Raw genomic sequence first — 23,241 nt, forward strand, 5'->3', positions numbered from 1 at the left:
CCCGCCGCCCTCGCCTAGCGCGAGGGCTTGGCCTGGGGCCTGGCCAACAGGCCCTGGCAGGCGTTGCTGCCGCCCTCACTGGGCGCCACCAGCGCCAGCAGCCCGGCCGCCGGAGCCACCACCGCCCCCAGCACCACCATGCCCGCACCCCGCGCCAGCAGCGGCACCGCCTTGACCCCGGCATCGGGCTTCCTGAAGGTGCCGCGCACGTAGAGCGGCGAGCGCAGGGAGAAGATGCGCAAGCCCTTGGACTCGGGGCTCACCGTCAGGTCCAGCCGTTCGCTGGCCAGGTTGGCGCTGCCGTCCACCTGCACCAGGGCGTTCTCGGTGTCCAGCAGGAACAGCCGGGGCGTCACCAGCCCCCGCGTCACCTGCAGGTCGGCGGCGGCGCAGTTGATCTTCACCTCGTCGTCACCGAACAGCTTGCCCACCAGGTAGTTGCCCAGGTTGAGACCGGCGATCTCCATCAGCCCACGACTGACCGCGCCGTCGTTCATCAACAGCTTGAGGTTGCCGTTGGCGCTGCCCAGCAACGCCGCCACGGAGTTGCCGCTGCCGGCCAGGTCGGCGTCGCCGTTCAGCTCGCCGAAGCTGGTGCGCATCGGCTCGAAGGTGGGGAACAGCTGCTTGAGCTTGAAATGCCGCGCACTGAGGCGGGCGCGGCCTTGCAGGGGCACGCGCCCGCCCTCCAGGCGCACGGTGGACTCCAGGGTGCCGCCGGCCATGCCGAAGCGCAGGGGTTCCAGGCTCAGCGTGCCGTCGTCCAGCACCAGGTGGGCCTCGAGGTCGTTGAAGGGCAGCTTGTCGCTGTGGACGATGCGCTTGCCGGTGAAGCGCACATCGGCGTCCATCACCCGCCAGCGCTCGGTGCGGAATTCCTCCACCGGCAGCACCTTGTCCGCCGGCTGCTGGCGGGTGACGCCACGGGCCTTCTTCTCGGCGTTGGAATCGGCGCCGATCAGCGGCGCCAGATCGGCGAAGCGCAGCTGGTTGGAGGTGAGCGCGCCGGAGAGCTTCGGCCGGGGCTGGCCTGCCAGGTAATGCAGGTCGCCGTGGATGTCGCTGTCGCCGATGGCGCCGTTGAAGCCCTGGTAGTGGAACTGCGCCCCACCGGCGTCGCGCAACTGCGCCACCAGGCGGCCATCGGTGGAATAGGCCGGGGTGTCCGGCAGGGTCACGCCGGTGAGCGGGTAGAGATTGCCCAGGCTGTCGCCGGACAGCGCCAGGCGCAGGTCCAACGCCCCCAGGTGGGTCGGATCGGTGAGGGTGCCGGCCACCGCGATACGGGTCGCACCAATGCGCACATCAGCCTGCAGCGGGAACGGCCGCCGGGCATCCTTCAGCGCCAGCAGGCCGCCGACCTTGCCGGTGCCCGTCAGGGTCTGGCCCTTGTAGCGCCCCTTGGCACTCCAGCCGAAGGCGTAGTCCTGAGGCGTGGCGCCTTGCTCCGCCGCCTTGCCGGCGACCTGCTCGCCGACGATGTCGCTGAACGGGATGGGCTGGCCCAACGGGTCCACCTGCAGGGTGAGACGGGTCTGGGTGGGAGCGTCGTCCACCTTCACCTCGCCCTGGTCGAATCCGATGGCGCCGATGTCCAGCGTCCAGGCCGACGGCGCGTCGTCGTCCTGTTTCGGGGTGTCGAAGGTCCAGTTGTTGCGCCCGTCGGCCTGGCGGCTCAGGTCAGCATGGGGCTCGGTGAGGTCGATGCGGGGGATGCTCACGGTCTTCCACAGCAGGGGCAGCGGGGACAGGCTCAGCTCCACCCGCGCCAGGCTGGCGAAGGGGCCTTCACCGGCCCATTCCGGGTTGCCCAGCACCAGGTCCTCGGCCTTCACGTGGGGCCAGGGCACCCAGGCGCGCAGGCCGGGCTCGGTGGGCTCGCGCCGCCAGCTCACGCTCAGGTCCCCGCGAATGGCGAACGGCCGCCCAAGGGTTGCGGACACCCGCTCATTGAGGGGCGCCTTGATGCGGTTCCAGTCGAAGGTGGCGATGAACACCCCCAACCCGACCAGCACGGCCACCAGGCTGCCAACGGTCCAAGCGAGGATTCTGCGTCCGCGCGTCATGCCTATCTCCCGTGTTCGGTATCAGCGAGCCACTACCGGCCTTTTCCATCCGACTGGCAAACGCGCCGGATGACTCCGCAAACGAGCCGCCCCGTCACTCGGATCACGCTCGCAGCGCGCCGCCCAGGCGGCGCAAGGCACTGATTCGACACGGTATTTCCAACCATCAGCGATGTCGATGGCGACTATCGCGGTTGTTCACTTCCTGACCAGCGTGCCGCTGCGGAACATAGGCCCCGTCGCCACAACGGCCCCCCACATCCAGGAGAACCACCATGAAAAGCCAAGCCCTCGCCGTCCTCTTCCTCGCCGGCCTGTTCGCTGTACCGGTCGTCCAATCCGCCGTGTCCTACACCGTTGCCGAAGATGGCTCGGCCCGTACTCAGGGCTTCCGTGTCGCCGAAGACGGTTCGGACCGCACCCAGGGCTTCCGCGTAGCCGAAGACGGCTCGGCCCGCACCCAGGGCTTCCGCGTCGCCGAAGACGGTTCGGCCCGCACCCAGGGCTTCCGCGTTGCCGAAGACGGCTCGGACCGTACCCAGGGCTTCCGCGTCGCTGAAGACGGTTCGGACCGTACCCAAGGCTTCCGCGTTGCCGAAGACGGTTCGGCTCGCACCCAGGGCTTCCGGGTTGCCGAGGACGGCTCGGACCGCACCCAAGGCTTCCGCGTCGCTGAAGGCGGTGCTGATCGCTCCAACCGCGTGGCCTGATGCGGGCCAGCGGTAACGGCAGTCAAAGCCCGGCACAGGCCGGGCTTTTTGTTGGCTGTGCCCAATCAGGTGTTACGGGGCCAAGCTGGTTATCAGGATCAATGCCATCACCTCCATCAATGACCACCATCGCCCACCTTCACTTCTCCCCCGGCGCCCGATCCGTACCCTAGGCAACGTGTCTTTCACACCTTGCAGAGGAGTCCGATTATGAAAGCCCACGCCCTCGCCGCCCTCTTCCTCAGCGTCCTGTCCAGTGCCGCCTTTGCCCTGCCCGCCGAACACCCGCCCGTGCTCGGTGAAGCCCGCGATGGCGCGGCCGAACGGCCGGTGGTGGAGCCGCTGGCCGGCAACCGGGTTCAGCACGCCCCCGACCAGTGGCTGGCCGAAGGCGGCTCGGACCGCCTGCTGCGCGCCCACGGCGTCGCCTGAGATCAGGCCGCCGGCAGCGCGGTTTCCGGCCGGCGGTAGACCCAGATGCGCCGCAGCACGGTGGCGAACTGCCGGGACAGGCGCCCGGTGTTGTATTCCTGCCCGTAGCGCCGGGCGATCTCCCGTACCTCCACCGCGAGCTGGCCGTAGCGGCGGGCCGGGAGGTCGGGGAACAGGTGGTGCTCGATCTGGTGGCTGAGGTTGCCGGTCATGAAGTGCAGCAGCGGGCCGCCCTCCAGGTTGCTGGAGCCCCGCAGCTGACGCAGGTACCACTGGCCACGGGTCTCCCCTTCCAGCACCTCCGGCGGGAACACCGCCGCCCGCTCGGTGAAATGCCCGCAGAAGATCACCGTGAAGGTCCACAGGTTGCGGATCAGGTTCGCCAGCGCATTGCCCGCCAGCACCGCCCAGGCATTGGCCCCCAGCAACAGCGCCAGCAGCGGGAACACCCCGTAGTCCTTGACCAGCTGGCGCAGCACCTTGGCGTTGAAGGTGCGCAGGCGCGGGCGCAGTTCCTCCAGGGTCATGCGGCCCTTGAGGTACTTGTCCAGGCGCAGGTGCTGCACCGCCACGGCGAACTGGAACAGCAGCGCCTGCAGCGTTACCCACAGCGGCTGCCAGCGGAAGAACGGCTTCCAGCGCTGCTCGGGGAACAGCCGCACCAGCCCGTAGCCGACATCGTCGTCGTGCCCCAGCACGTTGGTGTAGGTGTGGTGGATGTGGTTGTGGGTGTGCCGCCAGAAGTCGGCCGGCCCGACGATGTCCCACTCGTAGGTGCGCCCGGCGAATTCCGGGTCGTTCATCCAGTCGTACTGGCCATGCATGACGTTATGGCCCAGCTCCATGTTCTCGATGATCTTGCCCAGCCCCAGCAGCAGGCTGCCCAGCAGCCAGGTGGGCGGGAACCAGCCCAGCATCAGCAGGGCCCGGCCGCTCCAGCAGCAGGCCCGGGCGATGCTGCGCACGCGGCGGATGTAGCGGGCGTCGGTATCGCCCAGGTCGGCCAGGGTGCGCTGGCGCAGGGCGTCCAGTTCTTCGCCGAAGGCACGGGCGGCCTCGGCATCGAGGGGGCGGTCGTGGCGCATGGCAGTCCTCGTCACAGGTCGAGCGTCACGTCGCCCACCGGGGCGCTGACGCAGAGGCGGATGGGTTGGTCGGGCTCGTGCTGGATGGCGCCGCTGCGCAGGTCACGCACCGCACCGCTGAGCAGCCGGCAGGTGCATTGCGCGCAAACGCCCTGGCGGCAGCCGTGGGCCGGCCGCAGGCCCAGGGCCTCGGCCTGTTCCAGCAGGCTGCCGTGGGTGTCGCCCTCGCCGTCGATGCGGGAGCGGGCGAAGCCCAGGCGCACGGTCTGGCTGGCCGAAGACGGCGCCGTGCGCGGCAGGCTGAAGGCTTCCAGTTGCAGGCAACCGGCGCGGGGCGCGGCCTGCCACCACTGGCGCACCGTGTCGACGAAGCCGTGGGGGCCGCAGACCAGCAGGTCCCGAGGTGCCAGCCCGGCCAGGTGCTCCGGCTGGAAGCGCCCGGCCAGTTCACCGGGCGCCGGCGCATCGCCGCTGAGGCCCCAGCGCACGTTGAAGTTCGGGTAGCGGCGGGTCAGGGCCAGCAGCTCATCGACGAAGGCCCGCTGGCCCCGTTCGCGCACGTAGTGCAGCAGCGTCACCGGTGCGGAGAAGCCCCGCGCCAGCGCCTCCCGCAGCAGGCCGAGCAGCGGCGTGATGCCGCTGCCGGCGGCCAGCAGGAGAACATCGCCCTGCCCCTCGGGCCAGCTCAGCTCGCCCTCGGCCTGGCCCAGCTCCAGCACCTGCCCCACCTCCACCCGCTCCAGCAGATGGCCGGACAGGCGCCCACCCGGCTGGCGACGCACCGCCAGCTCGACACGGCCATCGTCGTGCACGGCAGTCAGGCTGTAGCTGCGCGCCAGGCGCACGCCGTCCAGCGCCAGGTGCAGCTGCACGTGCTGGCCGGCCCGCCAGTGGCGGGCGTTGCCGTTGCAGCGCAGGGTCAGCGCCAGCATGTCCTGGGCCACCCAGCGACGCCCCTCGACGCGGGCGAACACCCGGTTCAGGCGCAGCACCGGGTGCAGCCGGGCGAGAAAGAAATCCACCTCCGACTCGCGCAGCCAGGCGCGGCGCACCAGCGCACGCAACGGGGCCAGCCACGCGCCGAGTCGGCGGGCCAGGGAAAAGGGGATGAGGGCCATGGATCTATCCAGTGAACAGTCGTGCACTAGGCTGCCTGAAGGCGGGAATTCCAGTCAACAGTCGTTCACTGAAAAATCCGACACCCGCCCTCCAGCCCCACCGGGCGCCGCGCAACTTGCACCAATGCGGTGACAGCCCCTAGAGTGCGGCCCATTCTTCGGCCTCGACTTCGCTCCATGTCCACGACGCCCCGCTCGGAACAGAAACAGCAGACCCGCCACGCCCTGATGGACGCGGCGCGCCAGCTGATGGACAGCGGACGCGGCTTCGGCAGCCTGAGCCTGCGGGAAGTCGCCCGCACCGCCGGCATCGTGCCCACCGGCTTCTACCGCCACTTCGCCGACATGGACCAGCTCGGCCTGGCCCTGGTGGAGGAAGTGGGCGAGACCTTCCGCGCCACCATCCGCGTGGTGCGCCACAACGAATTCGAGATGGGCGGGATCATCGACGCCTCGGTGCGCATCTTCCTCGACGCCGTCGCCGCCAACCGTGGCCAGTTCCTGTTCCTCGCCCGCGAGCAGTACGGCGGCTCGCAACCGGTGCGCCAGGCCATCGCCGCCCTGCGCGAGCGCATCACCGACGACCTGGCCGCCGACCTCAAGCTGATCAACCGCATGCCGCACCTGGACGACGACGCCCTCGACGTGGTCTCCGACCTCGTGGTGAAGACCGTCTTCGCCACCCTGCCCGAGCTGATCGACCCTCCCGCCCGCGACCTGCCGGCGCACCTCACCCCGGCGGCGAAGATCACCCAGCAGCTGCGCTTCATCATGATCGGCGGCAAGCACTGGCACGGCCTCGGCCGGGCCTGAAGCTGACCGAAGCGTCAGCGCACCATTTCGATCCACGCCACGCACCAATAGCGCGCACCCGAGCGCCCCGTCCTTGCGCACCCACGCGCCACAGGCCCGCGCCCCGGGCGTTTCGCCGTATTGGCAAGCCCCTTGCTCAGGCACCGGCATTGCACACTGCCGGAACTGCCCATGCTGGTCATCCAGGAACGCCTCCCGCCCCGCGAGCAGTGGGACGAAGAACTGCTGCTCACCTACGAAGCGCGAAGCAAGAGCCGCCTGCGCTGCTTCACCGTCGCCGGTGAAGACGTCGGGCTGTTTCTCGAACGGGGCCAGCCGCCCCTGCGCGATGGCGACTGCCTGCTGGCCGGGGATGGCCGCGTCGTGCGCGTCCGTGCCCGACCCGAGGCCCTGCTCCACGTCACCTGCGCCAACGCCTTCGAACTGACCCGCGCCGCCTACCACCTGGGCAACCGCCACGTCGCCCTGCAGATCGGCGACGGCTGGCTGCGCCTGCTGGACGATTACGTGCTCAAGGCCATGCTCGAACAGCTCGGTGCCACGGTGACCGCCGTGGAAGCCGGCTTCCAGCCCGAGCACGGCGCCTACGGCGGCGGCCACCACCACTCCCACCAGCTGGAAGCCGACTTCAACTACGCCCCGCGCCTGCACCAGTTCGGAGTGCGCCCGTGAGCGAAGCCGCCCCGTCCCTGGGCGCCTGGCAACTGCTGCGCCTGGCCAGCCCCCAGCTGCCCATCGGCGGCTACAGCTATTCCCAGGGGCTGGAGATGGCCGTGGACCAGGGCCAGGTGCACGACACCGAAAGCGCCCGGCGCTGGCTGGACGACCAGCTGCGCCTCAACCTCGCCCGCTTCGAAGCGCCCATGCTGCTCGACCTCTGCCAGGCCGCCGCCGACGAGGACTGGGCACGCCTGCTGCAACTGGGCGCCGAGCAGCGCGCCAGCCGCGAGACCCGCGAACTGCACCTGGAATGCCGGCAGATGGGCTACTCCCTGCAACAGCTGCTGGAGGGCCTGCCCGAGCTGGATGCCCCAGCCCGCGACGCCCTGGCCCGCCAGGGCGAACCCACCCTCGGCGTCGCCTGGGCGCTGGCCGCCCGCGCCTGGCGCATCCGCCCCGACGAGGCCCTTGGCGCCTGGCTCTGGGGCTGGCTGGAGAACCAGCTGGCCGTGCTGATGAAGACCCTGCCCCTGGGCCAGCAGGCCGCACAGCGCCTCACCTCGCACCTGCTGCCGAGCCTCCAGGCCGCGAGCCTGGCCGCCCGCACACCCCCTTCCCACCCACGGGGCAGCGCCGCCTTCGGCCTGGCCCTGGCGAGCATGGCGCACGAGCGCCAGTACAGCCGCCTGTTCCGTTCCTAGGAGAGCACCATGAACAGCCAACCCCTGCGCGTCGGCATCGGCGGCCCCGTCGGCTCCGGCAAGACCGCCCTCACCCTCGCCCTCTGCCGTGCCCTGCGCGAGCGCTACAACATCGCCGTGGTGACCAACGACATCTACACCCAGGAAGACGCCCAGTTCCTGGTGCGCAACGAGGCCCTGGAGCCCGAGCGCATCATCGGCGTGGAGACCGGCGGCTGCCCGCACACCGCCATCCGCGAGGACGCCTCCATCAACCTGGAGGCGGTAGACCAGCTCAACCGCCGCTTCCCGGGCCTGGACCTGATCCTGGTGGAATCCGGCGGCGACAACCTCTCCGCCACCTTCAGCCCCGAGCTGTCGGACCTGACCCTCTACGTGATCGACGTCTCCGCCGGCGACAAGCTGCCGCGCAAGGGCGGCCCCGGCATCTGCAAGTCCGACCTGCTGGTGATCAACAAGATCGACCTGGCGCCCATGGTCGGTGCCTCGCTGGAGGTGATGGAGCGCGACGCCCGCAAGATGCGCGGCGAGCGGCCCTTCGTGTTCAGCAACCAGAAGGTCGGCCAGGGCCTGGACGACATCATCGCCTTCATCGAAAAACAGGGCCTGCTCGGCGCAGCCTGAACCCCACAAGGAGCCCCCATGAACCTGCGCAAATCCCTCTTCGCCCTCGCCCTGTTCTGCACCCCGGCACTGGCCTTCGCCCACGCCGGGCATGACCACTCCGGGCTGATGGCCGGCGTCGCCCACCCGGTGACCGGCCTCGACCACCTGCTGGCCATGCTCGCCGTCGGCCTCTGGGCCGCCCAGCAACAGGGCCGTGCCCGCTGGGCCCTGCCGCTGACCTTCGTCGCCACCCTGCTGCTCGGCGGCCTGCTGGGCTTCCAGGGCCTGCAGCTGCCCTTCATGGAGACCGGCATCGCCGCCTCCGTGCTCGCCCTCGGCCTGCTGGTGGCAGTGGCCGTGCGCCCGCCGATGGCCGTCGCCGTGGCCATGACCGCCCTGTTCGCCCTGGCCCACGGTGTTGCCCACGGCCTGGAGCTGCCGGAGCTGGCCAGCCCCTGGGGCTACGCCGCCGGCTTCGTCGCCGCCACCGCCGCCCTGCATGCCATCGGCTACGCCCTGGTGCGCACCCTGCCCCTGGCCGCAGCGCCGCTGGTGCGCATCGCCGGCGGCGCCTCGGCCGTCGCCGGGGCCTGGTTGCTGGCAGGCTGAAGCCGGTTCGATGGCCTGCGCATGACCCGGGCCTCCCCCGCTGGCGAAAAATCGTCCGGCGGGTGGAAGCCCACAGAACGCAGGGCCTGCAGCAATCTGCCCAGAAGATATCCACAGGCTGGCCCACCGTTTATGTGGGCAGTGCCGGCCCCGCGACCGCGCGCGGGGTCCCTGGGACACCTCGCCACTCGCGGCGCTTTCATGTCTTTGTCATAGTCGCCGGGTCTGATTCGGCACGCCCGTCTTCATCGAAATGGAAGCCCCATGAAACGCTTTGCCCGGTTCTGCCTCGTTCCGCTCTGCCTCCTGGCCATCGCCCTGCTGGGCATGGCACTGACCAGCCGCCCGGTGGAGCGGCCGGCAGTGCTCGCCGGGCTGGGTGACCACCCGCTGGTGATCGCCCATCGCGGCGGCCGAGGGTTGTGGCCGGAGAACACCCTGTTCGCCTTCGAGCGCGCGGCCGCGCTGGGGGTGGACATGCTGGAGATGGACCTGCGCCTGACCGCCGACGGCCAGGTGGTGGTGCTGCATGACGCCACCGTGGACCGCACCACCGAGGGCAGCGGCGCGGTGGCCGCCCTCAGCCTCGCCCAGGTGCAAGCGCTGGACGCCGGCTACCGCTGGACCGCCGACGGCGGTGAAAGCCACCCCTACCGGGGCCAGGGCGTGCGCATCCCCACCCTCGACGCGGTGCTGCAGGGCTTCCCGCAGGTGGCCAAGGTCATCGAGATCAAAGTGCCCGACGTGGGGCTGGAAGAACGCCTGTGCAGCGCCCTGCAGCAGGCCGGGCAGCGCGACCGGGTCATCGTCGGCAGCTTCTACGAGCGCAGCCTCACGCACTTCCGCAGCGTCTGCCCCGGTGTGGCCACCTCGGCTGGGCCGACCTCGGTGAAGCTGCTGGTGGTGCTGCAGAGCCTCGGCCTGGAACGCCTGCTGAGCCCCTCCTACGAGGCCCTGCAGATCCCCGAGGAACACGCCGGGATGCAGCTCGCCACGCCGTCGATGATGCGCAGCGCCCGCGAGCGCGGGCTGAGCGTGCAGATGTGGACCATCAACGAACAACCGGTGATGCAGCGCCTGCTGGACATGGGCGCCCAGGCGCTGATCACCGACTACCCCGACCGCGCCCTGCAGCTGCTGGGGCGGTCGACCCGCCTCACTTCGCTGAACGATCGATAGCGAAGCCGGCCCAGGTCTGGCTCACCGGCATCAGCTCCAGGGTGTTGATGTTGATGTGGGCCGGCTGGTTCATCACCCAGAAGATGGTCTCGGCGATGTCCTGCGGCTGGATCGGCTCGGCCCCGGCATAGGTGGCGTCATAGCGCGCCTGGTCGCCGCCGAAGCGCACCAGGGAGAACTCGCTCTCGCACAGGCCCGGCTCGATGTCGGTGACGCGCACGCCGGTGCCCACCAGGTCGTTGCGCAGGTTCAGCGAGAACTGCCGGACGAAGGCCTTGGTGCCGCCGTACACGTGGCTACCCGGATAGGGGTAGGTGCCGGCGATGGAGCCGAGGTTGACGATGCCGGCGCCCCGGCCGTGGGCGATCAGGCGCGGCAGCAGCAGGCGGGTGCTGTAGAGCAGGCCCTTGATGTTGGTGTCCACCATGGTGTCCCAGTCATCCAGGCTGCACTTGGGCGCCGGGTCGGTGCCCAGGGCCAGGCCGGCGTTGTTGATCAGCCCCTGCAGGCGGTCGAACTGGGCGGGCAGGCCGGCGATGGCGGCTTCCATGGCCTGGCGGTCGCGCACGTCCACGGTCAGCGGCAGCACCTCGGTGTGGGCCGAAAGTTCGGCAGCCAGGGCCTTCAGGCGGTCTTCGCGGCGACCGGTGATGACCAGCTTCCAGCCCGCCTGGGCGAAGCGACGGGCACAGGCTTCGCCGAACCCGGAGGTGGCGCCGGTGATGAACAGGGTGGATGTCATGGAATCTCTCCTCGCTGGGGCGGGCTATGTCACGGGGCGCCCACAGTGCCAGAAAGCGGGCGGGTTCTCCTAGCCCGTGGCGGATTTCCAGACGGCCGCCAACGGGCCCTTGCAGGGCGTGGGATAGCGCCATCCGCCCCCAGGTTTTCCACAGGCAGGCCACAGGCTGTTCCACAGATCGTGGGGACAACTCCAGCGGGCCTGGGCGCGCCGGCCCGGCCGTTCGCCTTCATTCGTGAACGCCAGCAACCACGAGGCCTCCAGGGAATCCTGCCGGCGCTGCTGGTGATTTTTCGAGCAGCCTGCCCGGCGCCCCGACGGCAGGGGCTGCCGGCCAGGGCTCCAGAGCTTGCCCACACAGTTATCCACAGGCCACGGGGATAACTGCCAGGGCACTTCAAGGCCCGCGCGCAAGCAACTGTTCTGCTTAAAAAAAGCCTGGCTGTACGAATCCCGAGCAAGCGCCGCGGACGACCGCCGGTCGGGCCTGGCAGCCAGCTGCCCACATGTTTTCAACAGCCCGGTCCACAGATTTTGTGAGCAGCGCGAGGTGCCCGCCTGCGCCTGTAGGGGCGAATTCATTCGCCCAGACGGTGCCGTAGGGTGGGCTTCAGCCCACGTTGACCACCGCTGGTGGGCTGAAGCGGAACGCCGCCCGGCCCACCCTGCATGGCCGCCACGTACGGGGCATCGATGCGGTTCGCTGAGCTCACCGCATCCTACGGACCGGCTCTGTGCGCCTTGGATGGCGCTTTTTCCATCCACCAATGGCGCTCGCCGTGACCCCGCCTGGTGGGCCGGTGGAGCGCCTGGCTCAGGCGCCGGCCAACAGCACCCGCGCGGCCACCAGGTCTTCCAGGGCGTAGCCCACCGACTTGAACAGGGTGATCTCCGTGGCATCGCGTCGGGCGCCGCGTCCGGCGAGCAGGTCGCGCAGTTCGGTGTCGAGGCGGTCGGCGTCGAAGGCGCCGTCGGCCATGGCGAACAGCAGGTCGCCGGCCTCCTCCAGCGCGCCTTCGCGGGTGTCCACCACTACGCGGGCGCGGCCCACGGCGGCGGAGTCGGTCTCTCGCATGCTCGGCAGGAAGGCGCCGACCAGGTCGAGGTGGGTGCCGGGGCGCAGCCATTCGCCCCGCACCAGCGGCTCGCGGGAGGTGGTGACGCAGCTGATGCAGTCCGCCGTGGCCACGGCGCTGGCCAGGTCGCCGACCGCCTGCACCGGGTAGCCCTCGTCGCGCAGTGCGGTGGCCAACGCCGCCGCCTTGCCCGCGTCACGGCCCCAGAGTTCGATGCGGCGGTAGCCGCGCACGCAGGCATGGGCACGCACCATGTGCCGCGCCAGGGTGCCGGTACCCACCACCAGCAGGCGCTCGGCGTCGGCGCGTACCAGGTGATCCGCCGCCAGGGCCGAGGTGCAGGCGGTGCGCCGGGCGGTGAGTTCGGAGGCTTCGAGCAGCGCCAGGGGCTGCCCGGTGACGTCGTCGAACAGGGCGAACACCGCCGCCACGGCGGGCAGGCCCTGGGCGCCGTTGCCGGGGAACACCGTCACCAGCTTCACGCCGACGCCCTGCCCGGTGCGCCACACCGGCATGCACAGCAGCGAGGCGTCCTGCGGCAGGGCGTGGCAGGCGCGCACCGGCGCCTCGGCGGGCTGCGCCAGGCCCTGGCGCAGGGCTTCGATGAGTGCGGGATAGGCCAGGGTCGCCGCGACCTCGGCATTGGTGAAGAAACGGATGCTGGACATGACGCGCTCCTTTGCCGGCACGGCCACCCTGCCGGTGGCCGCGTTCCAGGGGCAGCCGCCCCCGGTGGCCCGGGTGGCGGCGTGGGTGACGGCGGGCTAGTGGCCGCCGAGGTAGGCGTTGCGCACCTCCTGGTTGCCCAGGAGTTCCTCGCCGGTGCCGCTCATGCGGATCTCCCCGGTGACCATCACGTAGGCGCGGTCGGAGAGCTTCAGCGCGTGGTTGGCGTTCTGCTCCACGAGGAAGATGGTCATGCCGCTCTTCGCCAGCTCCCGCAGGGTCTGGAAGATCTGCTTGACCACGATGGGCGCGAGCCCGAGGGACGGCTCGTCCAGCAGCAGCAGCCTGGGGCGGCTCATCAGCGCACGGGCGATGGCGAGCATCTGCTGCTCGCCGCCGGACATGGTCATGGCCCGCTGGTTGCGCCGCTCCTTGAGCCGGGGGAAGAGGTCGAACATGCGCTGCATGTCCTCGTCGGCGTGGGCGGTGCCGATGGGGATGGTGCCCATCAGCAGGTTCTCCTCCACGCTCATGTCGGGGAACACGCGGCGCCCCTCGGGGGACTGGGCGATGCCGTTGGAGGCCACGTAGTGCGGCGACTTGCGGGTGATGTCGACGCCCTGGTAGAGGATCTGCCCGGCGGCTGCGCGGGGCTGGCCGAAGATCGACATCAGCAGGGTGGACTTGCCGGCCCCGTTGGCGCCGATGAGGCTCACCGTCTCCCCTTCGTTGATGTGCAGGCTGACCTGGCGCAGGGCCTGGATGGGCCCGTAGAAGACGTCGACGTCCTTGAATTCGAGCAGGGGGGCACTCATGCGACCTCCTCCTCGTCGGCGCCCAGGTAGGCGGCGATCACCTTCGGGTCGTTGCGGATCGCGTCGGGGCCGCCCTGGGCGATCACCACGCCGTGGTCCAGCACCACGATGTGGTCGGAAATGCTCATCACCATGCCCATGTCGTGCTCGATCAACAGTACGGTCAGTTGGTGTTCGTCGCGCAGCGTGCGGATGATCCGGCTGAGCGCCTCGGTTTCCGCCGGGTTGAGACCGGCGGCGGGTTCGTCCAGGCAGATCAGCTGCGGCCGGGTGCACATGGCGCGGGCGATCTCCAGGCGGCGCTGCTGGCCGTAGGAGAGTTCGCCGGCCAGGCGGTTGGCGCAGTCGGTGAGGTCCACCACCTCCAGCCAGTAGAAGGCGTGGTCCAGGGCCTCCTGCTCGGCGCGGCGGAAGCCCGGGGTGTTGAGCACGCCGGCCAGCAGGTTGCGGTTGACCCACATGTGCTGGGCCACCAGCAGGTTCTCCACCACCGACATTTCCCGGAACAGGCGGATGTTCTGGAAGGTGCGCGCCAGCCCGGCGCGGTTCACCAGGTGGGTGCCGCCGAACATCTTGTAGTAGAGGCGGCTGCCGAAGCGCGCCGGGTTGACGAAGTCGGTGGGCTGGAAGGGCTCGCCGAGCACCTGGATGACGTCGGTGGAGGTGCCCCGGGCGTCCAGCAGGATGCTGCCGCCGGTGGCCTTGTAGAAGCCGGTGAGGCAGTTGAACACCGTGGTCTTGCCGGCGCCGTTGGGGCCGATCAGGGCCGAGATGGAATGGCGCTGGATGTCCAGGCTGACGTCGTTGAGGGCCTTGATGCCGCCGAAGTGCATCATCAGGTTGCGCACGCTGAGGATGGTGTCCTGGCTCATGGCGCGACTCCTTTGCGCGGGGCGAAACCGGCACGGCTGATGCGGATCAGCCCGCGCGGCCGCCACATCATCATCACCACCATGAGGATGCCGAACATCAGCACCCGGTAGTCGGCGAAACTGCGCAGCATCTCCGGGGCGATGGTCAGCACGAACGCGGCGATCACCACGCCGACGGTGGAGCCCATGCCGCCGAGCACCACGATGGCGAGGATCAGCGCCGACTCGAAGAAGGTGAAGGACGAGGGGTTCACGAAGCCCTGGTAGCTGGCGAAGAACACCCCGGCCAGGCCCGCGGTGGAGGCGCCGAGCATGAAGGCGGAGAGCTTCACCAGCACATGGTTGAGGCCCAGGGAGCGGCAGGCGATCTCATCCTCGCGCAGCGCCTCCCAGGCCCGCCCGACGGGCATGCGGGTGAGGCGGTGCTTGATGTAGAGCACCAGCAGCACCACCAGGAACAGCACCACGTAGATGAACAGGAACTTCAGGTTGGGGTTGTAGGCGATGCCGAGGAACTCGTGGATCGGCGTCCCCCCGTCCTTGGCCCGCCGGCCGAACTCCAGGCCGAAGAAGGTCGGCGACGGCACCGACATGCCGTTGGGGCCGCCGGTGAAGCTCAGCCAGTTGTTCAGCACCAGGCGGATGATCTCGCCGAAGCCGAGGGTGACGATGGCCAGGTAGTCGCCGTGCATGCGCAACACCGGGAAGCCGAGGATGGCCCCGGCCAGGGCGGCGGCCAGGGCGGCCAGCGGTAGCACGCTCCAGAAGCCCAGCCCCAGGTGCTCGTAGCCCAGCGCCAGGCCATAGGCACCGATGGCGTAGAAGGCCACGTAGCCGAGGTCGAGCAGGCCGGCGAGGCCGACCACGATGTTCAGCCCCAGGCCCAGCAGCACGTAGATCAGCCCGAGGATGACCACGGTGAGCAGGTACTTGCTGGCGAAGAAGGGGAAGATCACCGCGGCGACGATCACCAGCGGCAGCACCCAGCGCATCGCGCTGCGGTGGTCCGGCGGCAGCACGTGGACGCCGGAGCCGCCGCGTTCGAAGCGCTCCAGCAGGCCGGAACCGCCGGCGCTCTGCAGGTACAGGCTGAGGAGGAAGCGGCCGACCACCACGGCGCCGACCATCCAGGCGACGCGCTCCGGCTGCAGGTTGAAGCTGTAGCCGTCGAGCACCACCCCGACGATGGGGCCGAACACGATCAGCGCCAGCAGGCCGGCGACGATGGCGTCCACCAGGCTCTTCTTGATATCGATCTTGGAGGCAGAAGACATGCTTACACCTTGGCGACGTGCGGGCGGCCGAGCAGGCCCTGGGGACGGAAGATCAGGATCAGCACCAGCAGGGAGAAGCTGAAGACGTCCTTGTAGTCGGTGTTGACCATCCCGGAGAACTGCGCCTCGGCGACCCCGAGGATGATCCCGCCGAGCATCGCGCCGGGCAGCGAGCCGATGCCGCCGAGCACCGCCGCGGTGAAGGCCTTGATGCCGATGATGAAGCCGGCATAGAAGTCGAAGGTGCCGTAGTTCATGGTGATCAGCACGCCGGCCAGCGCGGCCATGGCAGCGCCGATGACGAACACGTAGGAGATCACCCGGTCGGTGTTGATGCCGAGGATCGAGGCCATCTTGCGGTCCTGCTGGGTGGCGCGGCACATGCGCCCGAGCTTGGTGCGCTGGATCACGTAGGTGAGCACGCCCATGCCGATGAAGGCGGCCACCAGGATGAACACCTTGGTGTAGGTGAGCTGCACGAAGCCCTCGCCGACGTGGAACTTCAACGCGCCGTCCAGCAGCGTGGGCACGCCCTGCTGGCGGGCGCCCTGGGCCAGTTGCACGTAGTTCTGCAGGATCAGCGACATGCCGATGGCGGAGATCAGCGGCGCCAGGCGCGTGGAGTTGCGCAGCGGCTTGTAGGCGATGCGCTCGATCACGAAGCCGTAGATGCCGGTCACCGCGATGGTGAACAGCAAGGTGCCGAGGATCAGCAGCGGGAAGGATTCGAGTCCGAAGAAGGCCAGCAGCGCGAGGCCGATGGCCGAGAGGTAGGCGGAGATCATGTACACCTCGCCGTGGGCGAAGTTGATCATGCCGATGATGCCGTAAACCATGGTGTAGCCGATGGCGATGAGCCCGTAGACCGACCCGAGGGTCAGGCCGTTGATCAGCTGTTGCAGGAAGATGCCGTCCATTGATCAGTCTCGTCTTCTGGAGGACGGGCCTTGGGTTCGACCAGCCCCCGCGAGTGAAATCGGACGGGTGCCACTGAATCGCCGTGTTACGTCGGGCAGTCGCCTGCGCGGCACAAGCAGGTGGGATTCGAGCGGGACCCGGAACACACCGGCCGGCCAGGTGCGGGTGGCGCCTGGCGGGCCGGCCGAGCCATTACGCCGGGGATCGGTCGCTCGAAGGCCGGGCGGCGTCGTGGACACCGCCGGGCCGGCGCGCGGCCGTTCCCGGCCGGCGCTTACTGCTGGTGGTACTTCCCTTGGTCATCCCACTCGTAGATCACGTAGTCGGATACCTTCAGGTCGCCCTTGGCATCCCACTCCTTCTTGCCCATCACGGTCTGCACCGGGTGCGACTTCAGCCAGGCGGACGCCTTGGCCGCATCGTTGGCACCGGCTCCGTTGAAGGCCGCGGCCAGGGCCTGCAGGGAGGCGTAGGAGTAGAGGGTGTAGCCTTCCGGCTCGAAGCCGTTGGCGCGGAACTTCTCGATCACGGCGGCGCCGTCGGCGATCTTGCGCGGGTCGGCGCCGAAGGTCATCAGCACGCCCTTGACGTACTGCGGGCCGCCGGCGGTGGTGACCAGCTCGTCGGTGACGATGCCGTCGCCGGAGAGGAACTTGGCGGTCAGGCCCTGCTCGCGCATCTGCCGGACCAGCGGGCCGGCCTCGGGGTGCAGGCCGCCGAAGTAGACCACTTCCGCCCCGCTGGCGCGGATCTTGGTGACCAGGGCGTTGAAGTCCTTCTCGCCACGGGTCAGGCCCTCGTACAGCACCTCCTTCACGCCGCGCTTGGCCAGCTGCGCCTTGGTGGCGTCGGCCAGGCCCTGGCCGTAGGTGTCCTTGTCGTGGACGATCGCCACCTTGGTGGCCTTGAGCACGTCGACGATGTAGTCGCCGGCGACGATGCCCTGCTGGTCATCACGGCCGCACATGCGGAACATGCCGGACAGGCCGCGCTCGGTGACCTGCGGGTTGGTGGAGCCGGGGGTGATGGCGATGATGCCCGCCTCGTCGTAGACCTCCGACGCCGGGATGGTGGAGGAGGAGCAGAAGTGCCCGACCACGCCGATGGCCTTGTCCTGGTCCACCAGGCGGTTGGCCACGGCCACGGCCTGCTTCGGTTCGCAGGCGTCGTCCGCCTTGACCAGCTTGATCTTCTCGCCGTTGACCCCACCGGCGGCATTGATGTCCTCGGCGGCCTGGCTCGCGCCACGCCAGTACTGCTCGCCGAAGGAGGCGTTGGCGCCGGTGTGCGGACCGGCCACGCCGATCACCACGTCGGCGAACGCCAGGGAAGACAGACTCATAACACTGGAAACCGCAACAGCCAGAACACCTTTCTTGAAAGACTTGTGAGGCATGGGAGTTGTGCTCCTGAGGGGGGGTTATGTGTTGGCAGCGGTTACTTCAGCAAGCGCCGTGCCACTCGTTTTTGCGCGTCCTGAAAAAACGTCGTACAGCCCTCCGAACCGTCTGGAACGGCAATGTGCAACCCGCCTCCGAGCAAAGGTGCAACCCGGCAGCACCCCTCATTCCGAGCACTCGCCAGGCAATAGCAACCCATGGCGCCGCAAGCGCAACCCCTGGTAACTGCCACTGTCACCGAAGTGCACACGCCTGGTGCGCGGGCGGCGGGCTCGCGCACCAATACAGGCTAGTGCATGACCGCCCGGGCGGCGGTCCGGATTGCCGACAGTGTGATGGACACGGCGTCGCAGGCCGGGCGAAGGCCCGGCTCGGCGTGCCGCTGTCGCGAAGGGACCGCACCGCGCCCGGCCGGGCGGTCGGGGCGGTGGCCCATCAGATGACCACCCGCAGGCATTGCCCGGCGTGGTAGAGGGAGAAGCCCAGCTCGTACAGGCCGCTGCGCAGGCCCACGGCGGCCACCGGCGTCATCGGCTGGAAGGGCATCGGCAGGGCATCCGGCGAGGCGCCCAGCAGGTAGTCGGCGAAAGCGCGCCCGACCACGGTGCCGGTGGTGACGCCCCGGCCGTTGTAGCCGGTGACCGCCACCAGCCCGGGGGCTGGCTCGAACAGGCGCATCAGGTGGTCCGGGGTGAAGGCGATGCAGCCGGTCCAGGTGTGGGTCCACTCCACCTTGCCCAGGTAGGGGAAGTAGTGGCCCTGGATGCGGTCGGCCCAGGCCTTGAGGAACCACAGCGGCTTCTGCGCGCCATTGCCCAGGCTGCCCAGCAGCAGGCGGCCCTCGGCGTCGCGGCGGATGCTGCTGAGCACCTGGCGGGTGTCCCAGGAGCCCTGCCCGCCCGGCAGGATGCGCGCGGCAGCCTCGCCGGTCAGCGGCGCCGAGGCCACCTGGTAGTAGAAGCCGGGGAAGAAGTGGCGGCGCAGCTCGGTCCACTCCCCTTCGGTGTAGGCGTTGGAGGCGATGACCACCTGGGGTGCCATCACGGTGCCGCGCTCGGTGGCGACGCACCAGAGCGAGCCCTGGCGCTCCAGCCGGTTCACCGCGCTGTGGTGGAACAACTGGCCGCCCTGCCCCACCACGGCCCGCGCCAGCCCACGGGTGTAGCCCATGGGGTTGAGGGTGCCGGCGCGGCGGTCCAGCAGCGCCGCGGCGATGCGGTCGGTGCCGGTGGCATCGCGGCAGGCCTGGCCGGTGAGCAGTTCCACCGGAGCGCCACGCCGCTGCCACTGGGCACAGCGGCTGGCGAGGTCAGCCTGGCCACGGGCGTTGTGGGCCATGTGCAGGGTGCCTTCGCGGCGCAGCTGGCAGTCGATGCCGTAGCGTTCGATCACCTCGAACACCTGGGCCGGGGCGCCGCCGAGGGTGCGGTTGAGGCGCTCGCCGACCGCCTCGCCGAGCCCAGCGACGATGTCGTCCGGCGGAATCCACAGGCCGGCGTTGACCAGCCCGACGTTGCGCCCGGAGCCGCCATGGCCCGCTTCATGGGCCTCCAGCACGCACACCCGGCGCCCCGCCTCCAGCAGGCGCAGGGCGGCATTCAGGCCGGTGATGCCGCCACCGATGACGCAGACGTCGGCCCGGACCTCGCCGGACAGCGCGGCGGCCTCGGGCAACGCCGGTGTCACGGACTCCCAGAGACAGGACGAACGCAGGGACATGCACGACTCCTCAGGGCCGGTGTAGCGACCCGCTCAATCGAAGGTGATGCCCTGGGCCAGCGGCAGTTCGTGGGAATAGTTCACGGTATTGGTCTGCCGGCGCATGTAGGCCTTCCAGGCGTCGGAGCCGGATTCGCGGCCACCGCCGGTTTCCTTCTCGCCGCCGAAGGCGCCGCCGATCTCCGCCCCGCTGGGGCCGATGTTGACGTTGGCGATGCCGCAGTCGCTGCCCACCGCCGACTGGAAGCGTTCCGCCTCGCGCACGTCGGTGGTGAACAGGCAGGACGACAGGCCCTGGGGCACGGCGTTGTTCAGCGCCACCGCCTCGTCGAAGTCGCGGTAGCCGATGACGTAGAGGATCGGCGCGAAGGTCTCGTGGCACACCACCTCGGTCTGCCCCGGCATCTCGACGATGGCCGGCGACACGTAGTAGCCGCCTGGGTAGCGCTCGGCCAGCTGGCGCTCGCCGCCGAACACCGTGCCGCCTTCGGCGCGGGCCTTGTCCAGCGCGGCCTGCATGGCCTCGAAGCTGCCCCGGTCGATCAGCGGGCCGACCAGGTTGCCCTCCAGCGGGTGGCCGATGCGCACGCGGGCATAGGCGACCTTGAGGCGCTCGACGATCTCGGCCTTCACCGACTCGTGGGCGATCAGCCGGCGCAGGGTGGTGCAGCGCTGGCCGGCGGTGCCGACGGCGCTGAAGAGGATGGCCCGCACCGCCAGGTCGAGGTCGGCGCTGGGGGCGAGGATCATCGCGTTGTTGCCGCCCAGTTCGAGGATGCTGCGGCCGAAGCGCGCGGCCACCCGGGGCGCCACCTCGCGGCCCATGCGGGTGCTGCCGGTGGCGCTGACCAGCGCCACGCGGCGGTCGTCCACCAGCGCCTCGCCGGCCTCGCGGGCACCCAGCAGGACCTGGCAGAGGTGCGCCGGGGCCTCGGTGAACTCAGCGGCCACGCGCTCGAACAGCGCCTGGCAGGCCAGGGCGGTGAGTGGGGTCTTCTCCGAGGGCTTCCACACCACGCTGTTGCCGCACACCAGCGCCAGCGCGGCGTTCCACGACCACACCGCCACCGGGAAGTTGAAGGCGCTGATCACCCCGACCACACCCAGCGGGTGCCAGGTCTCGCGCATGTGGTGGCCCGGCCGCTCGGAGGCGATGGTCAGGCCGTAGAGCTGACGCGACAGGCCGACGGCGAAGTCGCAGATGTCGATCATCTCCTGCACCTCGCCCAGGCCTTCCTGGGCGATCTTGCCGGCTTCCCAGGAGACCAGCTCGCCGAGGTCCGCCTTGTGCGCCCGCAGCGCCTCGCCGAAGCGACGCAGCAGCTCGCCCCGGCGCGGTGCCGGCACCTGGCGCCAGGCCTGGAAGGCGGCATCGGCCCGCTCGATGCAGGCCCGCGCCTCGTCACGGCCCTGCAGCCGCACCTGGCCGATGACACTGCCGTCGATGGGGGTGTGCACGGCGTGATCGCCCTGCTGGTAGAGGCCGGGGGCGACGCCGAGGCGATCGAGCAATGCGGCAACCATGGGAACTCCTGGAAAGCACGGGATGAAAGGTCGGCGCCAGTATTAGCCGCTCCGGGGGCTTGCCAACAAACGACCTTTGCTCCACATATCATTCCGTTTGCTCATGAACCCCAGCCGCCCGGACCCGCCCATGCTCAAGCGCCACATGCCCTCCCTCACCGCCCTGCAATGCTTCGAGGCCGTGGCCCGGCACCTGAGCTTCACCCGCGCCTCGGAAGAGCTGGCGCTGACCCAGAGCGCCGTGAGCAAGCAGGTGGCGCAGCTGGAGGACATGCTCCAGCACCTGCTGTTCCGCCGCGTGCGCCGGCGCCTGCAGCTGACCCCGGCGGGTGCGCTGTACCTGGCCGAGGTGCGCAAGATCCTCACCCAGGTGGAGATGTCGACCCACTACATGCTGTCCTACGGCGGCGAGACCGAGGTGCTGCGGGTGGCGACGCCGCCCACCTTCGGCGCGCGCTGGCTGATCCCGCGCCTGAAGGGCTGGCGCCTGCGCCACCCGAACATCCATCTGGACGTGCGCAACGAGCTGGAGCCGGATGCGCTGGTGCAGGGCCGCGCCGACGTGGCGCTGTTCTTCGGCCAGGGCGCGCTGCCCGGCGCCGAGTGCATCCGCCTGTTCAGCGAGGAAGTGGTGCCGGTGTGCGCCCCCTCCACCCTGCCCGAGGCGCCCTTCACCGACCCCACCCAGCTCACCCGCCTGGTGCTGCTGCAGAACGCCACCCGCCCGGAAGCCTGGCACGAGTGGTTCCAGAGCCAGGGCCGGCACACCGAGCACAGCTACCACGGGCCGCGCTTCGACACCTCCTACATGTGCATCCGCGCCGCCCAGGCCGGCTGCGGCGTGGCCCTGCTGCCGCGCTTCCTGGTGGAAGAGGAGCTGGCCGAGGGCAAGCTGGCGATCCCCTGGGACCACGCCATGCCCAGCCGCAACGCCTACTACCTGGCCTACCCCGAGCACACCGCCGAGGTACCCAAGGTGCGCGATTTCGTGCGCTGGATGCGCGAGCAGCTGGAACCGCCCCATCAGGAAAAAACGGAATGAATGCAGCGGTTTTTTTCGTTTGCCGCGCCCCCGCCCGGCTGCTTGGATAACGCCATCGTCCTCGCCGCTGGAAGCCGCCGATGTCCACCGACCGCCTGTTCGACCTGGTTGCCCATGTGATCGGCCCCGACGCCGCCCATTGGGTGCGCACCCACGTGGAAGTGCCCGAGGGCCTGGCCGCCTTCCCCTTCGATGACCGGCAGGTGCACCGCGCCTGGCTGGCCGAGGCGCTCAACCTGTGCCTGTTCCACAAGCTGGTGGAGGCGGTGCCCATCGGCCGCACCTACGTCGAGGAACAGCGCGCCGCCGGGCGCCAGGTGTGCTTCGATCACGGCGCCATCCGCACCGTCGACTGGCCGGACAACGGCGCGCTGCCGCGCGGTCGCCAGGCCTTCAACCGCCTGCTGGAGCCCCTAGGCTTCACCGACGTGCGCACCTACCCGCTGACCCGCCTGAACATGACCGGGCACGCCTACCGGCACCTCGACCTGCCGGAGGACATCGCCCAGTTCTTCGTCTCCGAACTGCACCCGGGACGCTTCAGCGAAGGCTTCCGCGAGGCCGTGAGCCGCGTGGTGGGCCAGAGCCGCGACCCGCTCTCGCCCACGCACCTGGCGGTGCTCGACCAGCTCTGGCGGCAGCGCCAGTGCAGCCCGGCCCAGGCCCGCGAACTGCTCCCGGCGCTCCACGCCGCCTTCGACCGCCAGCACCCGGCCCCGCACGAAGCGGACTACCTGCGCCTGCGGGAGGAAAGCGTGGAGATGGCCTGGATCGCCACCGAGGGCAACATGTTCAACCACCTGACCGACCGCGTCGCCGACCTGGAGGCCCTGGTGGCCGAGCAGAACGCCAAGGGCCGGCCGATGAAGCCGAGCATCGAGGTCTCCGCCTCCGGCCGCGTCCTGCAGACCGCCTACCGCGCCGTGCAGGTCCGGCGCGAGCTGCTGGACGCCAGCGGCCGACCGGTGCAGCGGGAGGTGCCGGGGTCCTTCGTGGAGTTCATCCAGCGCCGGGTGGACGACAGCACCGGCCGCCTGGACCTGGCCTTCGACAGCAGCAATGCCCAGGGCATCTTCAAGATGACGGCGGGGCAGGTCGGGGCCTGATACGGGCTCCCCAACCCGGGAGTTCGCGAGCAGAGTTCGCCCCAGCACACCGGTACGTCGTCGGTCGGGGCGCAGGGTGGATGGCGCTCTTTCCATCCACCATTGGCG

22 protein-coding genes are annotated in these 23,241 nt (G+C 69.8%); 10 read left to right on the plus strand and 12 right to left on the minus strand.

Features of this window, described 5'->3' with window-relative positions; all coding sequences use genetic code 11:
* Positions 1–14 precede the first annotated feature (14 nt).
* The gene (locus PotMrB4_RS25195) at positions 15–2,066 is read right to left on the minus strand and encodes an AsmA family protein (RefSeq protein ID WP_172434769.1); all 2,052 of its coding nucleotides are present in this window, start codon (positions 2,064–2,066) and stop codon (positions 15–17) included.
* A gap of 275 nt (positions 2,067–2,341) precedes the next feature.
* Between PotMrB4_RS25195 and PotMrB4_RS25200 the strand changes: the two genes are divergently transcribed.
* Together PotMrB4_RS25200 and PotMrB4_RS25205 are read left to right on the plus strand one after the other, a co-directional pair.
* Entirely contained in the window at positions 2,342–2,776 is a 435-nt protein-coding gene (locus PotMrB4_RS25200; protein ID WP_172434770.1) for a hypothetical protein, read from the plus strand.
* 210 nt (positions 2,777–2,986) lie between these two features.
* Positions 2,987–3,208: a hypothetical protein gene (locus PotMrB4_RS25205; RefSeq protein ID WP_142014012.1), complete on the plus strand. Its 222-nt coding sequence runs from the start codon at positions 2,987–2,989 to the stop codon at positions 3,206–3,208.
* 2 nt (positions 3,209–3,210) lie between these two features.
* Here PotMrB4_RS25205 and PotMrB4_RS25210 read toward each other — a convergent pair whose 3' ends face one another.
* Together PotMrB4_RS25210 and PotMrB4_RS25215 are read right to left on the minus strand one after the other, a co-directional pair.
* Positions 3,211–4,293 carry a fatty acid desaturase family protein gene (locus PotMrB4_RS25210; protein ID WP_172434771.1) on the minus strand — a complete coding sequence of 361 codons (1,083 nt, stop codon included), beginning with the start codon at positions 4,291–4,293 and terminating at the stop codon, positions 3,211–3,213.
* 11 nt (positions 4,294–4,304) lie between these two features.
* A complete protein-coding gene (locus tag PotMrB4_RS25215; RefSeq protein WP_172434772.1) occupies positions 4,305–5,411 on the minus strand; it encodes a ferredoxin reductase in 1,107 nt (368 codons plus the stop codon).
* Between the two features lie 177 nt (positions 5,412–5,588).
* Between PotMrB4_RS25215 and PotMrB4_RS25220 the strand changes: the two genes are divergently transcribed.
* From PotMrB4_RS25220 to PotMrB4_RS25245, 6 genes are all read left to right on the plus strand, one after another.
* A complete protein-coding gene (locus PotMrB4_RS25220; RefSeq protein ID WP_044401292.1) occupies positions 5,589–6,224 on the plus strand; it encodes a TetR family transcriptional regulator in 636 nt (211 codons plus the stop codon).
* A gap of 171 nt (positions 6,225–6,395) precedes the next feature.
* Complete coding sequence (gene ureE / locus PotMrB4_RS25225; RefSeq protein ID WP_074970484.1) at positions 6,396–6,896, plus strand: urease accessory protein UreE; 501 nt, start codon at positions 6,396–6,398, stop codon at positions 6,894–6,896.
* A 17-nt stretch (positions 6,897–6,913) separates the two neighbouring features.
* Complete coding sequence (locus PotMrB4_RS25230; RefSeq protein WP_074970679.1) at positions 6,914–7,585, plus strand: urease accessory protein UreF; 672 nt, start codon at positions 6,914–6,916, stop codon at positions 7,583–7,585.
* Positions 7,586–7,594: 9 nt separating this feature from the next.
* Positions 7,595–8,209 carry an urease accessory protein UreG gene (gene ureG / locus PotMrB4_RS25235; protein ID WP_044401282.1) on the plus strand — a complete coding sequence of 205 codons (615 nt, stop codon included), beginning with the start codon at positions 7,595–7,597 and terminating at the stop codon, positions 8,207–8,209.
* 18 nt (positions 8,210–8,227) lie between these two features.
* A complete protein-coding gene (locus PotMrB4_RS25240) occupies positions 8,228–8,800 on the plus strand; it encodes a HupE/UreJ family protein (RefSeq protein WP_142014004.1) in 573 nt (190 codons plus the stop codon).
* Positions 8,801–9,064: 264 nt separating this feature from the next.
* Positions 9,065–9,979, plus strand: coding sequence for a glycerophosphodiester phosphodiesterase (locus PotMrB4_RS25245; RefSeq protein ID WP_074970489.1), 915 nt, complete (start codon positions 9,065–9,067; stop codon positions 9,977–9,979).
* Here PotMrB4_RS25245 and PotMrB4_RS25250 read toward each other — a convergent pair.
* From PotMrB4_RS25250 to amaB, 9 genes are all read right to left on the minus strand, one after another.
* Entirely contained in the window at positions 9,957–10,721 is a 765-nt protein-coding gene (locus tag PotMrB4_RS25250; protein ID WP_044401270.1) for an SDR family oxidoreductase, read from the minus strand. The two genes, PotMrB4_RS25245 and PotMrB4_RS25250, sit on opposite strands and share 23 nt — an antisense overlap.
* Positions 10,722–11,535: 814 nt before the next feature.
* Positions 11,536–12,465, minus strand: a complete 930-nt coding sequence (locus PotMrB4_RS25255) for an ornithine cyclodeaminase family protein (protein ID WP_172434773.1) — start codon at positions 12,463–12,465, stop codon at positions 11,536–11,538.
* A 96-nt stretch (positions 12,466–12,561) separates the two neighbouring features.
* A complete protein-coding gene (locus tag PotMrB4_RS25260; RefSeq protein WP_074970493.1) occupies positions 12,562–13,278 on the minus strand; it encodes an ABC transporter ATP-binding protein in 717 nt (238 codons plus the stop codon).
* Positions 13,275–14,150 (minus strand): ATP-binding cassette domain-containing protein, encoded by an 876-nt coding sequence (locus PotMrB4_RS25265; RefSeq protein WP_074970495.1) that lies wholly within the window; start codon positions 14,148–14,150, stop codon positions 13,275–13,277. The genes PotMrB4_RS25260 and PotMrB4_RS25265 overlap by 4 nt, the downstream gene beginning before the upstream one ends.
* A complete protein-coding gene (gene livM / locus PotMrB4_RS25270) occupies positions 14,147–15,424 on the minus strand; it encodes a high-affinity branched-chain amino acid ABC transporter permease LivM (protein ID WP_044401258.1) in 1,278 nt (425 codons plus the stop codon). Before livM ends, PotMrB4_RS25265 begins: the two co-directional genes overlap by 4 nt.
* 2 nt (positions 15,425–15,426) lie before the next feature.
* On the minus strand, positions 15,427–16,341 hold the full coding sequence (locus PotMrB4_RS25275) for an ABC transporter permease subunit (RefSeq protein WP_044401255.1): 915 nt from the start codon (positions 16,339–16,341) through the stop codon (positions 15,427–15,429).
* A gap of 275 nt (positions 16,342–16,616) precedes the next feature.
* Positions 16,617–17,738 (minus strand): branched-chain amino acid ABC transporter substrate-binding protein, encoded by a 1,122-nt coding sequence (locus PotMrB4_RS25280; RefSeq protein WP_044401252.1) that lies wholly within the window; start codon positions 17,736–17,738, stop codon positions 16,617–16,619.
* Between the two features lie 439 nt (positions 17,739–18,177).
* The gene (gene amaA, locus PotMrB4_RS25285; RefSeq protein WP_044401250.1) at positions 18,178–19,461 is read right to left on the minus strand and encodes an L-pipecolate oxidase; all 1,284 of its coding nucleotides are present in this window, start codon (positions 19,459–19,461) and stop codon (positions 18,178–18,180) included.
* Between the two features lie 33 nt (positions 19,462–19,494).
* Positions 19,495–20,985: an L-piperidine-6-carboxylate dehydrogenase gene (gene amaB / locus PotMrB4_RS25290; protein ID WP_074970500.1), complete on the minus strand. Its 1,491-nt coding sequence runs from the start codon at positions 20,983–20,985 to the stop codon at positions 19,495–19,497.
* Positions 20,986–21,115: 130 nt separating this feature from the next.
* On the opposite strand from amaB, the gene PotMrB4_RS25295 reads away from it, so the two are divergent.
* Entirely contained in the window at positions 21,116–22,027 is a 912-nt protein-coding gene (locus PotMrB4_RS25295) for a LysR substrate-binding domain-containing protein (protein ID WP_044401243.1), read from the plus strand.
* 80 nt (positions 22,028–22,107) lie between these two features.
* Positions 22,108–23,133, plus strand: a complete 1,026-nt coding sequence (locus PotMrB4_RS25300) for a DUF1338 domain-containing protein (RefSeq protein ID WP_172434774.1) — start codon at positions 22,108–22,110, stop codon at positions 23,131–23,133.
* Positions 23,134–23,241: the final 108 nt, after the last annotated feature.

It is taken from the genome of Metapseudomonas otitidis, assembly GCF_011397855.1.
GTDB lineage: Bacteria > Pseudomonadota > Gammaproteobacteria > Pseudomonadales > Pseudomonadaceae > Metapseudomonas > Metapseudomonas otitidis.